This window comes from Desulfatitalea alkaliphila (assembly GCF_022968795.1).
Classification (GTDB): domain Bacteria; phylum Desulfobacterota; class Desulfobacteria; order Desulfobacterales; family Desulfosarcinaceae; genus Desulfatitalea; species Desulfatitalea alkaliphila.
Genome location: NZ_JALJRB010000002.1, coordinates 173,682 through 191,675, shown reverse-complemented (window position 1 = coordinate 191,675; position 17,994 = coordinate 173,682). Strand labels below are relative to the sequence as shown.

General features: G+C 63.3%; 14 protein-coding genes. 8 read left to right on the top strand and 6 right to left on the bottom strand.

The annotated features are described in order from the left end of the window. Nucleotides 1-8: 8 nt before the first annotated feature. Both MRX98_RS02765 and MRX98_RS02760 read right to left on the bottom strand, forming a co-directional pair. Entirely contained in the window at nt 9-1,763 is a 1,755-nt protein-coding gene (locus MRX98_RS02765; protein WP_246902832.1) for an SDR family NAD(P)-dependent oxidoreductase, read from the bottom strand. A gap of 11 nt (nt 1,764-1,774) precedes the next feature. After that, the gene (locus tag MRX98_RS02760; RefSeq protein ID WP_246902830.1) at nt 1,775-2,404 is read right to left on the bottom strand and encodes a TetR/AcrR family transcriptional regulator; all 630 of its coding nucleotides are present in this window, start codon (nt 2,402-2,404) and stop codon (nt 1,775-1,777) included. Between the two features lie 221 nt (nt 2,405-2,625). Here MRX98_RS02760 and MRX98_RS02755 point away from each other — a divergent pair, with 221 nt between their 5' ends. Beyond that, nucleotides 2,626-5,499, top strand: a complete 2,874-nt coding sequence (locus MRX98_RS02755) for a S8 family serine peptidase (protein WP_246902827.1) — start codon at nt 2,626-2,628, stop codon at nt 5,497-5,499. Nucleotides 5,500-5,684: 185 nt separating this feature from the next. Further along, nucleotides 5,685-6,590: an adenylate/guanylate cyclase domain-containing protein gene (locus MRX98_RS02750; protein ID WP_246902826.1), complete on the top strand. Its 906-nt coding sequence runs from the start codon at nt 5,685-5,687 to the stop codon at nt 6,588-6,590. Nucleotides 6,591-6,695: 105 nt separating this feature from the next. Here MRX98_RS02750 and MRX98_RS02745 read toward each other — a convergent pair whose 3' ends face one another. Together MRX98_RS02745 and MRX98_RS02740 are read right to left on the bottom strand one after the other, a co-directional pair. Next, nucleotides 6,696-7,421: a DUF4197 domain-containing protein gene (locus MRX98_RS02745; protein ID WP_246902825.1), complete on the bottom strand. Its 726-nt coding sequence runs from the start codon at nt 7,419-7,421 to the stop codon at nt 6,696-6,698. Between the two features lie 119 nt (nt 7,422-7,540). Beyond that, nucleotides 7,541-7,996 carry a hypothetical protein gene (locus tag MRX98_RS02740; RefSeq protein WP_246902823.1) on the bottom strand — a complete coding sequence of 152 codons (456 nt, stop codon included), beginning with the start codon at nt 7,994-7,996 and terminating at the stop codon, nt 7,541-7,543. 231 nt (nt 7,997-8,227) lie between these two features. On the opposite strand from MRX98_RS02740, the gene MRX98_RS02735 reads away from it, so the two are divergent. Beyond that, nucleotides 8,228-9,364, top strand: coding sequence for a hypothetical protein (locus MRX98_RS02735; protein WP_246902821.1), 1,137 nt, complete (start codon nt 8,228-8,230; stop codon nt 9,362-9,364). Nucleotides 9,365-9,389: 25 nt separating this feature from the next. Here the strand turns inward: MRX98_RS02735 and MRX98_RS02730 are convergent, their stop codons facing one another. Next, nucleotides 9,390-9,722: a cupin domain-containing protein gene (locus tag MRX98_RS02730; protein ID WP_246902820.1), complete on the bottom strand. Its 333-nt coding sequence runs from the start codon at nt 9,720-9,722 to the stop codon at nt 9,390-9,392. Nucleotides 9,723-9,987: 265 nt separating this feature from the next. Between MRX98_RS02730 and MRX98_RS02725 the strand changes: the two genes are divergently transcribed. The 3 genes from MRX98_RS02725 (at nt 9,988) to MRX98_RS02715 (ending at nt 12,887) form a co-directional block, all read left to right on the top strand. Further along, on the top strand, nt 9,988-11,616 hold the full coding sequence (locus tag MRX98_RS02725; protein ID WP_246902818.1) for an HDOD domain-containing protein: 1,629 nt from the start codon (nt 9,988-9,990) through the stop codon (nt 11,614-11,616). Nucleotides 11,617-11,719: 103 nt separating this feature from the next. Continuing rightward, nucleotides 11,720-12,037, top strand: coding sequence for an ArsR/SmtB family transcription factor (locus MRX98_RS02720; RefSeq protein ID WP_246902816.1), 318 nt, complete (start codon nt 11,720-11,722; stop codon nt 12,035-12,037). 55 nt (nt 12,038-12,092) lie between these two features. Beyond that, on the top strand, nt 12,093-12,887 hold the full coding sequence (locus MRX98_RS02715) for an arsenite methyltransferase (protein WP_246902814.1): 795 nt from the start codon (nt 12,093-12,095) through the stop codon (nt 12,885-12,887). 13 nt (nt 12,888-12,900) lie between these two features. Here the strand turns inward: MRX98_RS02715 and hrpB are convergent, their stop codons facing one another. Then, nucleotides 12,901-15,513: an ATP-dependent helicase HrpB gene (gene hrpB, locus MRX98_RS02710; protein ID WP_246902812.1), complete on the bottom strand. Its 2,613-nt coding sequence runs from the start codon at nt 15,511-15,513 to the stop codon at nt 12,901-12,903. A 370-nt stretch (nt 15,514-15,883) separates the two neighbouring features. Between hrpB and MRX98_RS02705 the strand changes: the two genes are divergently transcribed. After that, on the top strand, nt 15,884-16,939 hold the full coding sequence (locus MRX98_RS02705; RefSeq protein ID WP_246902810.1) for a CoA transferase subunit A: 1,056 nt from the start codon (nt 15,884-15,886) through the stop codon (nt 16,937-16,939). Further along, nucleotides 16,929-17,768 carry a CoA-transferase subunit beta gene (locus MRX98_RS02700; RefSeq protein WP_246902809.1) on the top strand — a complete coding sequence of 280 codons (840 nt, stop codon included), beginning with the start codon at nt 16,929-16,931 and terminating at the stop codon, nt 17,766-17,768. Before MRX98_RS02705 ends, MRX98_RS02700 begins: the two co-directional genes overlap by 11 nt. Nucleotides 17,769-17,994 lie beyond the last annotated feature (226 nt).

Genomic DNA, 17,994 nt, shown 5'->3' with positions numbered 1-17,994 from the left:
CGCTCCTTTCATTGAACCTTTGTGACCACATCCATCACCTGCTCGGCCAGTTGGCCGAAGGTGCGGCCCGCTTCGAGGTCGGTGATCGCCGCCGCTTGATCGCGCACCGCCTCCGGCGTCGGCACGGCGCCTTGCGCGGCCGGTACCGCGCCGGGGCCGGTCATCACCGCCACCCGGTTGAAGAAGCCCATGCCGGCATTGTAGATGTTGCCACTTGCCGGGCACTGGTCCGTGCAGAGAAAAAGCGCCAGGGGCACCACATATTCCGGCTGCATTTTGGCGAACAGGTCGGGGGGCAGGATGTCCTCGGTGAGCCGGGAGGCGGCCAGGGGGGCGATGGTGTTGACCTTGATGTTGCGCTTTTCGCCCTCCAGTTTCAGGGTGTTCATCAGGCCCACCAGCCCCATCTTGGCGGCCGCGTAATTGCTCTGGCCGAAGTTGCCGTAGAGCCCGGCCGCCGAGGTGGTCATCAGGATCCGGCCGTACCCCTTGTCCCGCATCACGGCGAAGGCGGGCCGGGTGACGTGGTAGGCGCCGTGCAGGTGCACGTCCAGCACGGCCTGCCAGTTCTCCGGCGTCATGTTGACAAAGCTCTTGTCCCGCAGAATGCCGGCGTTGTTGATCAGGATGTCCACGGTGCCGAAAGCCTCGAGGGCGGTTTGCACGATGGCCGCGCCCCCTTCGACCGTGGCCACGGAGTTGTGGTCGGCCACGGCCTCGCCCCCCGCGGCCCGGATCTCGGCCACCACCCGGTCGGCCGGCGCGGCGGCGCCGTCGCCCGAGCCGTCCCGGGCGCCGCCCAGGTCGTTGACCACCACCTTGGCGCCGCGACGGGCCAATTCCAGGGCGTAGGCCCGGCCCAGGCCGCCGCCGGCGCCGGTGACGATGGCCACCCGTCCGTCAAAGCGGATCCGGGGCGGCACTTCATCGCCGTACTCGAATTCGCCGTTGTCGATCACCACCTCTCCGGTCTCGGCATTGACCACCCGCCAGAGGGCCTTGCCCTGCTCCGTGCGCCAGATCAGGGTTTGGATGGGCATCCCGGGATAGAGCGGCTTGCTGAAGCGGCAGGCCATGCGCCGGGCCTTTTCCGGCGCGCCGGGAATCAGGGTGTCGCACAGGGCTCGGCAGGCGTAGCCATGGGTGCACAGCCCGTGCATGATGGGTTTTTCAAACCCCGACAGGCGGGCGAATTCGGGATCCACGTGCAGACTGAAGGTGTCTCCCGAGAGGCGGTACAGCAGTGGTTGGCTGGGCGCCGGGGTGGCCGCCACCACCGTGTCGGGCGCCCGGTCGGGAAAAGCCGGCGCGCGTTTGGGTGCGTCGGGTCCGCCGAAGCCGCCGTCCAGCCGGCCGAACACCGTGCAGATGCTGGTGAACAACCGGTTGCCCGCTTCGTCCACCGTGTCGCTTTCACCGATGATCAGGGCGCCGCGGTCAGGCCCCTTGTCGTAGATGTGGCGGATGCGCCCCTTGGTGGTCAGGCTGCCTTCGGTGGGAATGGGCCGGTGGAAGATCAGCTCCTGCTCGCCGTGCAGCACCCCGGCCAGATTGACCTCGGATTTGATGCCGATCTGGGCCAGCACATCGAAAATCGACGCGATGGCGAAGCTGGGAATCACTTTCAAATCCTTTTCGTAGCAGTAATGCAGGTCGTTCTCGCCGGCGCCCACCCCCAGGGCGTAGAGCACCACGTCTTTCCAGGTGTAGTGTTTAGTCATCGGCCCGAGCGTCTGCCCCACCGCTTCCAGGTTGAGCGCCATCGTTTGCCTCCTTACGGGTCGTCCCGGGTGAAGGCCGGGATCAGGATGAACTTCAGGGTCTCCTTGACCACCGCCACATAGGCGTCGCGGTCCAGTTTGAGCAGGGGGCGGAACGACCCCTCGCCGGCCGCGAAATTGATCACCGCATTCCACACCGCCAGCACCCGGGCGTTGGCCCGCGCCGACACATTGGCCTTGTCCACGGCCAGCCCCATGGCCACGGCGATGTTGCCCAGGTGGCGGCCCATGCGGGCATCCAGGGTGGAGGCGATGCGGTTCTTGGAAAATTGGCTCAGCAGCACCAGATTGGCCGCCTCGGGATTGGCGAACAGGTGATCGCACATCACATCGATGGCCGCCGCCAGTCGTTGGTCCAGCGGCTTGCCGTGCACCAGGGCCTCGATTTCGATCAGCTTGCCCCGGATCTCGTCGCTCAGGTCGGTCAACACCGCCTCGTACAGTTCCTGCTTGTCGCCCCAGTGGTAGTGGAGGGTGGAGATGTCGATGCCCACGTCCTTGGCGATCATGCGGGTGGTCACCCCGTGAAATCCATACTCGCCGAACAATCGGCGGGCGGCGGCCAGAATGCGGGCCTTCATGGAGTCGGGTGCTTGTCGGGCGATGTCAAGGGCGGTGGGCATGCCGGAGTCTCCGGGAAGGTGTTGCAACCATGCTTTCCATCATTTGATGGATAAACCATGGCTGAAAAATGAATCGCTGTCAAGTGCTAAATTTGGTTCAATTTGGATTTCGATCCCGATCCCGATTTCGATGGCCTAAGGTTTCGGGGGCGGCGACCGATGATGTCCTTTGGTCGTCTTTTGCATCACCCCAACCGTCTTTGTTCGCGTAGGAGATCAGGATGAATTTAAAAACAATCGGTAAACCGTCGCTGCCGCGCCTTGTAGTGGCCCTGCTGTTGGTTGGATGGATCGGTTCGGCCCTGGCCGGGGACAACCCGATGCGATCTTTCGGATCCTTTGCCATGGGCGGGCGTGTCGAAGCGCCTCGGGAATCGGCACCAGCGGGACCGGTCACGGCACCGGGGATTCTGCTGCACATCGGCGGTCGCAGTTTCGATCCGTTGCAGGAAGCGGCGGTGCCGGACGGGGGGCGCAGCAGCACCCTGCAAAGCGACTGCGGCGGTGAAACGGCCTATTTCATCGTCCAGTTCGACGGTCCCATCCAGCCGGACTGGAAGGCGGCCTTGGCCGATGCCGGCGTGGAGCTGTTCGACTATGTGCCTGAATTCGCCTTCATCGCGCGCATGGCCCCCGATCGCCGGGCAACGGTGCAGCGCATGGTCCATGTGCGCTGGGTGGGTGTCTACCAACCGGCCTATCGTGTGAGCCCGTCGGCCCGCAGCCGAATCTATTTACGGGAAGAGGCCGACGAGCAGGCCGAGGCGCCAACAGCGGAACTGCGGGTCAACCTTTTTCCCGGCGTCGATCCGGCGGTGGTGACTGAGCGTATCCAAGGGTGGGGCGGCATCGTTCGATCCCACCACCCATCCCATGACGGCACGACCCTTGCCGTGGCACTGCCGGCGGACCGGGTGGCCGACCTGGCCGCCGTCGAGGGGGTGAAATGGATCGAAACCCTGCCGCAGTGGGAGCTGTACAACGATGTGTCGGCCGACATCATGGGGGTTCGGCCGACTTGGCAACGGTTCGGGCTCTACGGCGAAGGGCAGGTGGTGGGAGTGGCCGATACCGGGCTGGACATGGGCAGCACCGTCGCCGGCGAGATCCACAAGGATTTCGAGGACGGCCTAGGCAACTCACGGGTGGTGGCGCTCATCGACCGCGTGCCGGTGGAAGAGGGGGGTGCGGTGGGCGACAACGCCTCGGACACCAACGGCCACGGGACCCACGTGGCCGGATCGGTGCTGGGCAACGGTTGGTGGTCCGGCAGCGATCCGGCCACGGATCACTTTCCCGTGCGCACCAACGCCGGCATGGCCCCCAAAGCCGGACTGGTGTTACAGGCGCTCAACCGGAACGGCACCAACAGCCTGGAGGGGCTTCCACCGGATCTGGGCGAGGTGTTCGAAGAGGCCCGCCTGGCGGGCGCCCATTTGCACACCAACAGTTGGGGATCTTCCCTGGCCAGTGCCTATTCGATATTCTCCCGCGATGTGGATGCCTACATGTGGCACAACCCCTTTTTTTTGATTCTTTTCTCCGCCAGCAACGACGGTGTGGACCGGGACCGGGACGGGGTGATCGACGGTTACAGCATCGGCGCGCCGGCCACGGCCAAGAATTGCCTGGCGGTGGGCGCCACCGAGGGGGATCGGCCCAGGGGGGCGGGTTATGACTTCGCTTGGGGGAGCGGGTGGGGGCCCTTGTACCATGCCGACCCCATCCGGGAGGACCATATGTCCAACAATGACCGCGGGCTGGCGGCCTTCAGCTCCCGGGGACCCGTGCTGGACGGGCGCTACAAGCCCGATATCGTGGCCCCCGGCACCAACATCCTCTCCGCCCGCACCCGGGCCGCGGCGGCGGAAGCAGACATCGGTTGGGGCAACTACAACGATCACTACGTCTGGATGGGCGGCACCAGCATGGCCACGCCCCTGGTGGCCGGCGCCGCCGCCCTGATGCGTGAGTATTTGATGACCGAGGCGGATTTCGATCCGCCTTCGGCGGCTCTGATCAAGGCGGCCCTGCTCAACAGCGCGGAGGATATTTCACCGGGGCAGTACGGCGCGGGCGACCACCAGGAGATCCCCTACGGGCCGGGACCCAACAACGTGACCGGCTGGGGGCGCTTGAACCTGGGCGACGGCGTATTTCCGGAAGCGCCCTTCCATATCCTCTTTTATGATGAAAACACGGGCCTGGAAACCGGCGGCCGCCAGGATCACACGATCAAGGTCACCGATGGCGATGCGCCGCTGCGGGTGACCCTTTCCTGGACCGACTATCCGGGGCTGCCGTCGGCCCACGGCGCCCTGGTCAACGATCTGGACCTGCAGTTGATCGCCCCGTCGGGTGCGGTCCATTATCCGGACGGCGCCTTGCAGTCCTCCGCGGTCAGCTCCATCGCCTATGATCATGGGGGCCAAGGGGGCATCGTCTACGATACCCGTAGCTATGCCGTTCGGTTCACCCCCGAACGCACGCCCGCCTACCTGGAGAGTGTCACCTTTGCTTATGCCAACGCAGACGACCCGGACGACCTGTCCGTCGCGCCCGTGGAGGTGGTGGTCTATGCCGATCTCGCAGGGATGCCGGACCCGGATCGGGTATTACTGCGCCGTACGCTGCAATTCATGCCATGGGGCTATCACACCATCCCGCTGGATGTGGTCTTGGGCGACGGGGATTTTTACATCGCCCTCGAACGAGGGGACGCCGCTCTGCTTCGCATTGTTTTGGAGGCGGGCAATCCGGAGGGGCGTACCATGGTGCGCGACACAACTACGGACGACGATGCCTGGGCGCCTTCGGACAACACCGCGCTCATCCGCGCCAATGTGCGTTACACGCCCGACTGGTCCACCGACTGCGACCGGGTCAACAACAACGAAAGCATCACCTTGCAGAGACCGGAGGTCGGCCGTTACACCCTGCGGGTCAGTGGCTACAATACCCCCTACGGCCCCCAGCCTTATGCGCTGGTCGCCAGCGGCCACATCGTTCGTGCCGAAGGGGGCTCCGGCGGCGGCGGCGGTGGGGGCGGCGGGGGTTGCTTTGTCCAATCGATGGCGTCCGCGTGGGGCCGGTAGCCGTAGCAAGGGCCGAGTGCCATGCCGCCTTCTGCGCGAACAGAAGAACGATCAAACGGCCTTATCAACGGGTGCCGTGAGGCCGGCATCGGCTTGACAGGGTCGATGCTGCATGCGAAGGGTATCCAGCACGGAAAAACGGTTTGCTTGCAACTTCAGACGACGCACAAGGGATGGAAACGGCAATGGCGGACGACACACATCAGACCCAAGCCATCCTTTTCGCAGACATTGCCAACAGCACCCGGCTCTACGAACAACTCGGGGACGCCCGTGCCCTGGAATTGGTCACCAGCTGCCTGTCACTGGTTGAAAAGGTCACCTTGGCCAACCACGGCCAAGTGGTCAAAACCATCGGTGACGAGGTGATGTGCCGTTTCGCCCAGCCGGATCAAGCGATGGCCGCGGCCGTCGGCATGCAGGAAACCATCAGCGATGACGAAACCATGGTGGCCTATAGGATTCGCTTGCGCATCGGTTTTCACTACGGCCCGGTGATTTGCGAAAGCGGCGATGTTTACGGGGATGCCGTCAATGTGGCGGCACGCATGGTGCAGCAGGCCAAAGCGGGACAAATCATCACCAATCACGCCACCCTGCAGCAGATGGCGCCCCGGCATCACCGCACCACCCGGCTGGTGGACGAGACCCGCATCAAGGGCAAGCAGGCACTGCTGACGATTTATGAAATCCCCTGGGGCCACCCGGAAGAGATGACCATGATCAGCGGCGCCATGGGCGCAGCGGCGAAGGGCAAGGCCAAAGCCGAATTACGGCTGCGGCTGCGTTTTCAGAACCGGGAGGTCGTGGTGGATGCGCAAACGCCGGTGGTCACCATCGGCAGGGATGCCATCAATCACCTGGTGGTCAACGAACCCCGCGTCTCCCGGCTGCACGCGCGCATCGAACTGCGGCGCGATAAATTCGTGCTGGTGGACCAGAGCACCAATGGCACTTACATCCTGCCCGCCGACCAGGAAACGGTCCTGATGCGCCGGGATGAAATCGTCCTGCCCGCCGCCGGCGCCATTTCCCTGGGGCACGCCGGCTTTCTCGCCACCCCCATGGAAATCCGCTTCCAACACATTTGAGGGCTCGCCCTTATTTTTGCGCGGGTCCACAGCGGCTGTTGGCATAATCGGCAGTGACGCACCGATCATTGTGATCGTCGCACACCATGGATACCCCGTTCGGCGCTATTGGCCGAAGACCCGGCGCAACAGATCCGTCACCCGCGCGGCGGGATCGGAGCGGATCTTGCGCTCTTCCTCCGCCACCATGAGAAACAAACCATCCAGGGCTTCATTGGTCACGTAGTGGTCCAGGTCCAACCCTTCGGTTTGCAGCATGGGCACCGATGACAAGGGGGCCACCACCTCTTTGTAGGCCCGGGCGACCCCCACCTGCTCCATGCTCGTGGTGACCACCGGTTTGAAAGCCGCATAAAGCCGGGTGGTGGTTTTACGCCGGAAAAAGTCGGTGGCCGAGGTTTCGCCGCCCTCCAGTATGCCCCGGGCATCCTCGAAAGTCATCTCGCCGATGGCCGTCACGAAAAGGTCGGCGGCGGCGGGCGCCGCGGTTTCCGCCGCCCGGTTCATGGTGACCACCAGATGGTCCACCTGCTCTTGAAAACCGACGGCCGCGGCCATGTCGGCCAACCGCTGAACGCGTTCGGGCAGCACGATTTTGATCCATTCATTGCCCAGGTAGCCGTCCACCCGGGCGACGTTGTGCACCGCGTTGCGGGTGCCGACGGTCAACGCCTCCCGCAGGGCGGCGATGGTGGTGTTCTCATCGGGTGGGGCGCCGGTGTCCGCGCTTTCCGATGTGAGCAGGCGTTTGAAGGTGTCGAAAAAGCCGGCTTGTGCCGGGGCCGTGGCCGTGATCAAGAGCAAAGCGATGGTAACTGTCAGCAGGCGCATGCAAGCTCCCATTTTTTGAATTCTCAAGGGGTTGTCAATAAGGCAGCGGGCACGGGGGGCTTCAAGGCCCCGCGGCGCAAGCTATATTCCATCTGATTGGATGGGGCAATGGGCGAGCCCTAATCAGCGCCACCCATATCTTTGTCGGCTTTGTTCCAGGCGTCGTAGAACGCTTCATAGGCATCGGAGAAGCCCTTTTTCAGCTGTTCCCAGGCCTCGGCGGAACCCGATTTCATTTTCTCGTACCACTGGCCCAGCTCCTTGCGCTGACGTTGCAGGGCGTCACGGGTTTCCCGGGCCCTTTCGCGGGCCGTCTTGTCCATCTGTTCCCATTTCGCATCCATCTCCTTTTGCAGCGCCTCGAGTCGTCGGTCCGCGCGCGCCATGGCCTCTTCCGTTTTGCGCGCCGCTTCATCCCGTTGATCGGCACCATAGCTCTTCAAAGCCTCGATCAGTTCCCGGGTTTCCTTTTTGACCTGCTCCGCAGAATCGGTGGCGGCCGTCGCCGGCACGCCCATGGCGCCCATGGCCAACATCAGCACCATCACGAATAGCGTTCGGATCTTCTTCCTCATGGCATTTTCCCTTCCTCCTCAGGATTTCCAATATCAAAATCTAATCCTCAATGGCGCCAAAAGCAAACCGCTCATTGTATTCGACGCGGCCATGCTTTAAAATACCATCATTATCGCAGGCGACTCCCGCACCCGCCAAGGAGGTGCCCGCGGTTTACGGCTGCAATCTTCAGTAAATCGAATCGCATATGAACAGGCCCACCGCGGGGACCTGTTCCGCGGGGTCACGTTATGCAGCGATATATCCCCTTGGGTTATTGTGTCGGCTGCGGCCGCCTTTGTATCTGCTTGCTGGTGATACTGTTGTTGGTCGGCTGCGGTGGCGGCAGCAGTTCCGGCGCCGCCGGCGGTGACGGGATCGGATCGTCCACCGACCCACTGGCCGGTCCCCTTGCCGGCAACCCCGATGGCACCTGCGCCATTCCCCTGGCGGCTTTGGCCGAGGAGGTGTGGGACCCCGACGAGGTGGTGGGCAATGGCACCCCGGCAAGCTGCAGCGCCGAGGCCTTCATCACCGCCGTGGCCCGGGGCGGCAAGATCGTCTTCGACTGCGGCCCGGACCCGGTCACCATCACCCTGAACCGGCCGGCCAAGGTGTTCAACAACGCCCGACCGGACATCGTCATCGACGGCGGCGGCATGGTGACCCTCAGCGGCGGCGGCACCAGCCGCATTCTCTACATGAACACCTGCGACCGGGACCAGGTGTGGACCACCTCCCACTGCCAGAACCAGGACCACCCCCGCCTGACGGTGCAGAACCTGACCTTCATCGACGGCAACAGCCGCAACGAGAGCGAATATGAAGGCGGGGGCGCCATCTGGGTGCGCGGCGGCCGCTTCAAGATGGTCAACTGCCGCTTTTTCAACAACACTTGTGCCCTGGCGGGCCCGGATGTGGGCGGCGCGGCGGTTCGGGTTTTCAGCCAATATGAGGGCCGGCCGGTCTATGTGACCCACTGCACCTTCGGCGGCGCCGAGGGGTTCGGCAACTACGGCGCCAACGGCGGCGGCATCAGCAGCATCGGCGTCTCCTGGACCATCATCAACAGTCTATTCACCCACAACCGGGCCACCGGCCGAGGCGCCAACCCTCGTCAGCCCGGCACGCCGGGGGGCGGCAGCGGCGGCGCCATCTACAACGACGGCAACACCATGACGCTCTCGCTGTGCGGCACCTTGCTAGCCCACAACGAGGTCAATGCCCACGGTGCGGCCATTTTTTTTGTGACCAACGACCGCAGCGGCTTTCTCTCCCTGGACCGCACGGTGATTCGCGACAACATCGGCGGGAGCTGGTACAACCTGCCGGGCATTTCCATGCATGCGGACACCGCCCGCGAGATCATCGATTCCGTTCTGGAATAGCAGCACCTGCGGTTATGCGCCGGTCCTATTCATTCAATCGCAGGTAATCCTCGCGTACCGGCGCGAACACCTCCACCGCCACGGTGTCTTCCAGCACTTCGGCGCTGTGTTCGGTGTCGCCCGGGATGGACCAGCCATCCCCCGGCCCGGCCTCATGGGTCGTTTCGCCGATGGTCAGCCGGATCCGGCCGCTGACCAAATAGCCGGTCTGTTCATGGGGGTGGCTGTGCCGGGGCAGCAAGCTGCCCGCCGCCAGGCGGAACTCCGCCAGCAGGGTCTTTGCGCCGTGGGCCAGGGTCTTGAGCGTGATCCCCGGCATGGCTGCGTGGTAACCGGATGCATTGGCTTTGTAAAACACGGGTCCTCCTTTTTTTGTTTCAGCCTGCGACCGGTTCTCCTGCGGCACAGGTGTTTTGGATGGACGGGTCCTCAATTTTTCATCGCATCGGTCGATAACAACAAGGATGGGGCATCGCAGCCCGCCGCGCCGCCTTGGCGGAAGGAACTTTCCGCAGGCGCCGGAGCTGTGTTCGCGATACGCCATCACGATGGATCTTGCTTGCTTATAAATATCGATCCCCGCATCCGCGGGGTCGTCATATGCACTACCGGAAGGATGCACCATGCCCTTGGGCGAGCCCCCTGAATTGCTGACGCCCCGGCCCCGCAAACCTCAGTCGCCCCTGGCGCGCATGCTGGGACGGATTCGCCATAGCGATGAATTTCCAAGTATTTCCAAATACGTCGTCGAGATCAACCGGAAGTTGGCCGCTTCTTCGGCCGATTGCGACGCTTCCGAACTGGCCGACATCATCCTACACGATTACGGGTTGACCAGCAAACTGCTCAAGCTGGCCAACTCCGTCAACTACGCCTTTGCATCGGGCAATGTCACCACTGTGACCCGGGCGGTGGTGGTGCTGGGTTTCAAATATGTGCGCATGACCGCCATCGGTCTGTCGCTGTTCGAACATTTTAAAAACAACGCCTTCGAGCAAGAGCTCAAAGAGGAGGTGATCCGCTCCTTCTGGTCCGGCATCCTGGCGCGGGATCTGGCGGCCGCGGAAAAAGATATCGACCCTGAAGAGGCTTTTCTATGCGCCATGTTGAGCCGCTTCGGCAAGCTGGTGATGATCCGATACCTGCCGGGGGAATACCGCAAAGTGCTCAACTGGATGGCCCGCCACGACTGCAGCGAGACCATTGCGGTCAAGGCCTGCTGCGGCATCACCTACCAGGAGCTCGGCCGGGCCGTTGCCCGGCAATGGAATTTCCCGCCCCGGATTTGCGACGGCTTGCGCCCCATTGCCATACACAACTGGAAACACAGGGACACCGGAGCCTCCAAACTGGCTGCCTTGAGCGGTTTTGTGCAGGCATTGAGCAAGTTGATCGGCATGGACGGCCAACAGAAAAATGAGGAGGCGGTCCAGAAATTGCTTGAGCAATTCCAGCCGGTGGTGTCCATCTCCAAGAAACAGCTCGAGCGACTGATCGAAGACTCCTTGGCCAAGGTGCGGCAACACGCCCGGGCCATGGATTTCAGTGTCGCCGACAGTCCTTTTTTCAACGACCTGACGGCCGCTTTCGCATCGGCGCCGGAAGGGTCGGCCGCGGTGTCCAAACCGTCGGCGGCGCTGCCCGCATCCGGCAGTTTCAAGCTGACGGACAGCATGGATCTGAAAACCGGCGGTTCCGATGCCGCCGCCAGCCCCGCCGAAATGATCCTGGAAGGCGTGCAGGAAATCTCCCAGGCCATGATGGCCGATCACGCATTCAACGATATCGCCCCGATGGGACTGGAAATCCTCTATCGGTCCCTCGGCGTTCAGCGGGCCCTGATGTTCATCCGCGACAGCGACACCCAATGGATGAACGTGCGCTTCGGTTATGGCCGGCAGGCTCGGAACCTGGTGCAAAATGCGGGCTTCAAGGTGGCCGAAGCGGCCAAGGACCTGTTCAATCTTTCCCTTCGGGTGGGCAAGGACCTTGTCATGGCCGATGCCGGGGACGACAAGATACGCCATCTCATTCCCCTCTGGTATCGTCGCCACATCGATGCGCCGGCCTTCATCTTCCTGCCCATCATGGTGCAGAACGTGGCCATCGGCGCGCTCTATGCCGATCGTCCAGAGATCGGCGCGCCCATCAACGAAGCCGAACATCGCCACCTGAGCATGCTGCGCAACCAGCTGGTTTTGGCCATCCAGTACCGCCAGCTGCACCAGGACGGCGCACAACCGACCCATTGATCAGCGCTCACACCCTTATTTCCGGGTGGCGCCCCTGCGGTCGGTTGCCGGTATCATTGCAGCCCTTGACAAGTGGTCCGATAACAATTAGATAGTTCGACACATGTCGAACTATGATACCGATACCATCGACCAGCTGGCCGAGATGTTCAAGGCGCTGTCCAACCCCAATCGCCTCAGAATATTCCTGGAGCTGATCGACTGCTGCCCGCCCGGCACCCTTTGGCAACAGGATGGCGAATGCTGCGCCTTTGTCGGCGATCTGACCCGCGTTCTGGAAATTGTGCCATCCACCGTTTCCCATCACATGAAGGCGCTGCGCCAAGCGGGTTTGATCAAAATGCGGCGCCGGGGCAAACAGATCGTGTGCTGGGTGGACCCCGCAGCGGTCCAAGCCCTGGTGCGGTTTTTCAACCGATGAACGCCGGTGCTTTGCGCCCTTGACCGCTTGCATGCATTTGAACGAGGTGAATCCCATGGAAAAAGAACAGTTTGAAATCATCCGCCAGGCGGTGCGCAGCCGCTATGGCCAAATCGCCGCCGCCGACGGCTGTGACTGCGGTCCCTCTTGTTGCGGCGACCCGCTCAAAGAAGTGTCCCCCGATCAGATCGCCCTGGCCCTGGGCTATTCGGCCGCCGATCTGGCCGCCCTGCCCGAAGGCGCCAACATGGGGTTGAGTTGCGGCAATCCCAAGGCCATCGCCGCCCTCAAGCCGGGCGAAACGGTGCTCGATCTGGGCAGCGGCGGCGGCTTCGACTGCTTTCTGGCCGCGCGGGAGGTGGGCCCCGAGGGGCGGGTGATCGGCGTGGACATGACCCCCGAGATGTTGAGCAAGGCCCGGGCCAGCGCCGCGCGGATCGGTGCCCTGAACGTCACTTTCCGATTGGGCGAAATCGAGCATTTACCGGTGGCGGACAACAGCGTGGATGTGATTCTCTCCAACTGCGTGATCAATTTGTCGCCGGACAAACCGCAAGTGTACCGGGAAGCCTTCCGGGTGCTCAAACCGGGCGGTCGGCTGGCTATCTCGGACGTGGTGGCCACCGCTGCCCTGCCGGAAGTGCTGCATCAGGAAATGGCGCTTTTAACGGCCTGCGTGGCGGGCGCGGAGACCATCCCGCGGTTGACGGAGATCCTGACGGCGGCGGGCTTTTCGCGGATCCGCATTCAACCCAAGGACGAGAGCCGCGAGGTGATCCGCCAGTGGGTCCCCGGCCGCAAGATCGAAGATTACATCGTTTCGGCCGCCATCGAGGCGGTCAAACCTTAGGGCTCGCGAGCCCCTATCGTTTGCCGCCGCGCGGCTTGGCCTGCGCGGTGGGCGCACTCGCTAGGGGATCGTCGGGCCAGAAGTGCTTGGGATAGCGTCCCTTGAGCGCCTTTTTCACTTGCCCGTAACTGTTGCGCCAGAAACCGGCCAGGTCCTGGGTGATCTGGGCCGGGCGCCCGGCGGGCGAGAGCAGGTGCAGTTGCAGCGGCAGGCGGCCCCCGGCGATGGCCGGGGTGCGGTCGGTGCCGAACATTTCCTGCAGACGCACCGCCAGCGCGGGCGGGTCGTTGTTGTAGTCGATGGGATGGCGGCGGCCGCTGGGCACTGTGATGTGGGTGGGTGCCCAGGTGTCGAGCTGCTGCAGTTGTTGGCGGGAGAGGCGGCTGCGCAATGCGCCGGTCAGGTCCAGGCATGCCAAGGCTTTGAAGCCCGCAATACCGGTCAGCCAAGGTGCCAGCCAGGTGTCCAGGGCCGCCATCAGGCCCGCATCGGACAGGTCGGGCCATGGGGGTGCGTCGCTCTCCGTTTCCGTCGCCATTCGGCGCAGCAGCAGCGTTCGGGTCTGAAAGGTGCGCCGTGCGGGTGTCCAGGGCAGCACTTCGATGCCCCGGGCGCGAATGGCGGCGGTCAGGGTGTCGGCCACGGCCTGCGGATCGGGATCGGTCTGAGGCTCGCGGCGCAGGACCAAGGCGCCCAGGGTGAGGCGCCGTTCGGCCGATACGCATTGCCGCTGGTCATCCCAGGTCACCGTCTCTTGCCATTTCAGGCGATGGGTCCATTGGTGCATCAAGGTGTCGCGGTCATAGGCCGCGGCCAGGTAAATGCGGGCTTCGCGCCGTTCGCCGTCCAGGTGGGCGATCACCAGGTAGTCGTGGCCCCCCAGGGGGTCGGGCGTGTCGAAAAAAGCGCCCAGGCCGCTGGTCATGACATAGCGGTCCACGCTGCCGGGTCTGCGGCCGGCGATGCGGTCCGGGTAGGCCCAGGCAAGCAGGCGGCCCGGTTCCATAACGCCCCTGTCGTTTGCGCTTAAATGCAACCGCTGCCGCAACAATGCCGCCACCTTGACGATGCGGCGCACCGCCGTCCAATCGGTTCGCTCATCGGTTCGGGGTAGTGTCGCGCGGCTCCGGAAAGCGTGCAGCAGTTCGAGGCGCCGGCGCAGGTCCGTATCCTTGTGAGCGCCGCCGGCGCGCAATGGATCCCGCTCGCTCAAAATCGCCGCCATATCGCAGGCCGTCCCTCCCATCCCCGCCTGCCCGGCGGCGACCACCATGTGGGCCAGGCGCGGATGAAGGGGCAACTGTGCCAGGCGGCGACCGTGGGCGGTGATGCGACCGTTCTCATCCAGCGCGCCCAACTCGGTCAGCAAGGTGCGGGCCTGTTGCAACGGGCCTTGCGGCGGCGGGTCGAGCCAGGCCAAGGCACCGGCATCCGCCTCACCCCACCAAGCCAACTCCAGGGCCAAGGCGGCCAGGTCCGTATTCAGGATTTCCGGTCGGTTGCGGGCCGGCAGTCCGGCGTGCGCCGCTTGGGACCACATGCGGTAACAGATTCCCGGCCCCAGTCGGCCCGCTCGCCCCCGGCGCTGGTCCGCCGCCGCCTGCGACACCGGCACGGTGACCAGTCGGGTCATACCGCTGCGTGCATCGAAGCGCGGTACCCGCTGCAGCCCGCCGTCCACCACCACCGCGATACCCTCGATGGTCAAACTGGTTTCGGCGATGGCCGTGGCCAGAACGATCTTGTGCCGGCCCGCCGGCGGCGGCGCGATGGCCGTATCCTGCGCCGTGCGGCTCAGGTTGCCGTACAAAGGGGCCACCGACCAGTCGGCAGGCAGACCGCCTGCGGCCAGCAGGCGCGCCACGCGCCGAATCTCCGGCGCGCCGGGCAGAAACACCAGCACGCTTCCTTCCCCGGCGGCAACCGTTCGCAACACCCTGTCGGCCACCGCCCGCTCCAGCGGTTGGGAGCGGGGCGGCGGCACATATCGCGTCGCCACCGGGAAAAGGCGGCCCGCGCAAGCCACCAGGGGGGCATCATGCAACAGCGCCGTCACCGGGGCCGGGTCCAGGGTGGCCGACATGACCAGCAGGCGCAACTCCTCGTTGAGCACCCCCTGGATCTCCCGGCAGAGCGCCAGTCCCAGGTCGGCCTCCAGGCTGCGCTCGTGAAATTCATCGAAGATCACCAGCCCCACCCCCTCCAGGGCCGGATCGGTCTGGACCATGCGGGTCAACACCCCTTCGGTCATCACCACGATGCGGGTGCCGGGGCCGGTGCGGCTGTCCATGCGGATGCGATAGCCCACCGTCTCGCCCACCGTTTGGTTGAGAAGGGCGGCCATGCGCGCCGCCGCCGCTCGCGCTGCCAGGCGGCGGGGCGCCAGCAGCACTATTCGTTGCCCGGCCAACCAGGGGGCATCCAGCAGGGCCACGGGCACGGTGGTGGTCTTGCCGGCCCCCGGCGGGGCCACCAACACGGCGCTGCCATGGCGCGCCAGAGCCGCCGCCAGTTCGGGCAGGACGGTGGTGACCGGTAATTCGGGAAGGTGGGGTTGCATTTTTCTCAACAGTGCATCGGCGCGGGCATGGGCCGGGCAACCGAACGGATCGGGTTCACATTCCAAACGCGGCAGTACCGCTTTTTGCCGCCGCAAGGAGCATAGCACATCCTGGCCGACTTTGCGGCAACGCCTACAAGTCGCCTTAAGGATAGCGATAATATAAATTCCCCTTTCAGGCGACCGGATTCGAGTCGGATGGGGTTGACCATCGGATTCAAATACCAGCGAATCCCCCCCCCGGCGCGATGCCGAAATGCAGATGCAGGTATTGTATATTTTCTTGAGAAAGATTATAGAATGTTCCTTTTGAAACAATAGGGTCATTGTGTATCATGGTCGAACGGTTCGGGTTGAGACCTTATCGGGTCAGGGCCGTCGCACCTTATTCTATTTCCGATTCAGAGGGTATCGGGTACGGAAGGAGTCAGTTGATATGAGCGACAAAGGGGGTTCCAAAATCATGACCACCCGGGAGGCGGTCAGCCGTTTCGTCAAGGACGGCGACAGTCTCATCACCGGCAACTACAACGAAAGCATGCCCATCAGCCTGATTTACGAGATCATCCGCCAGCGCAAGAAAGGCATGACCTACTACAGCCAGTCGGGATCGTTCGATGCCGAGTTCCTGGTGTACGGCGGCTGCGTGGAAAAAATGGTCTCCGCCTTCCTATACAAATGGGGCGGCAAGGGGCGCGGCGGGATCATCGAACAATACCAGCGCAAAGGCCAATTGCTGATCGAGGACTATTCCAACTTCACCTACAATGCGCGCCTGGCCGCGGGTGCTTACGGTTATTCCTATATGCCGGTGCTGCCGGCCATCATGGATTCGGATGTCTTCAAATACAGCAGCTTCATGGGCGACAAGAAGTTCGGCACCACCACCTGTCCCTTCACCGGCAAGACCATCCCCGTGGTGCCGGCGGCCAATCCCGATGTGTGCATGCTCCACGTGCAACGGGCCGATCAGTTCGGTAACGCCCAGCACTGGGGCGGCTTGGGTTCCACGGTGCACGCCTGCCTGGCCAGCCGCACGATTCTCGTGACCTGCGAAGAGATCGTGGAGCCCGATGTGATTCGTTCCAGCCCCCACCACACCATTGTGCCGGGTTTCCGGGTCAGCGCCGTGATCGAAGAGCCTTTCGGTTGCCACCCCTTCGAGTTGGTGGGCTACCGCGGTCTGGATACCGCCATGTTCAGCCTGATGAACCAAGCCTTCAAGGCCGACGGCGGGCTGACCGCCTTTTTTGACGAATGGATCTACAACCTGCCGGACCGCAATGCCTACATCAAGCACTACATCGAGGTGTTCGGCCAGGAGATGCTCAACCGCTACAACGCCCGCTCCTACTACTCGGCCCCGGCCAACTACGGCATTCCGTTCCAGTCCGGATGGGATGTCGACGGCATCTCCAACGATCTGGGCGTGGACATGGAAGGGTTGGAGAAATTGATTGAAGAGAAAGGAGACGTGATCGATGTTAACTAAAAAGGTCACCCGCCAGGAACTGCTGATCATTGCGGCCGCGCGCCAGATTCAAAACGGGGATGTCACCATTCTGGGCATCGGCCTGCCCATCATTGCCGGCGCCGTGGCCAAGAAGACCCATGCACCGGAAGCGGTGCTGATGATGGAGTCGGGCATTTGCGATTTCGAGCCCCGCATTTTGCCCATGCACGTGGCCGATGCCAGCGCCACCCGGGGCTATGGATACGCCATCGACCTGTTCAGCGTATTCACCACCATCACCCATGCCGGCTATCTGGACAAGGCTTTCTTGGGCGTGGGCCAGATCGACCGCTTCGGCAACATCAACACCTCCTATCTGGGAACGCCCCCCGACGCCCAGCGCATCACCGCCGCCGGTGGCGCCCCCGAATTCTACGCCTACGCCAAACAGAGCATTTTAACCATGAAAGGCGGCGAATTTGTAGAAAAACTGCCCTATCTCACCTCCCCCGGCTTTTTGGGTGGCGGCGACGAGCGAGAAGCGTCCGGCCGTTACACTCCCGGCTCGGGACCGGCTGTATTGCTGACCCCCAAGGGGATCTTCAAGTTCGACAAAGAGACCAAGGAGATGTATCTGGACACCCTGTTTCCCGGCAGCACCGTGGAGCGCGTCAAGGCCGATATTCCCTGGGATCTGAAGGTGGCCGACCAATTGGGTGTTTTTCCGGTACCCACGGATGAGGAGATCATCGCGCTCAGGGAGTTTTCGCCGCGGTCCAGTTTCTCCAGCCCCGTGGCCGTCCAGCTGGTGTTCGAGAACTTCAAGCGGCGGATCGCCGCCCAGAAGGCGGCCGGCCGGGCCAACTGAAGCCACTCTGCCCGCAACCTAAGGGTTCGCGAAAAAATAAATTCGCATTTTAGGCGCCTGGATTTGGGTCGGATTGGTTTGATCAGCGGATTCAAAACCGGAGGCATAGCGAGCTATTCCGAGGATTTTGAATCCGCTGATCGGGCCAAGACGACCTGAAGCAGGGATGCATAAAAGGGGAAGTTCTTTTTTCGCGAGCCCTAAACATTCAGGCGCTCGCCCGGGG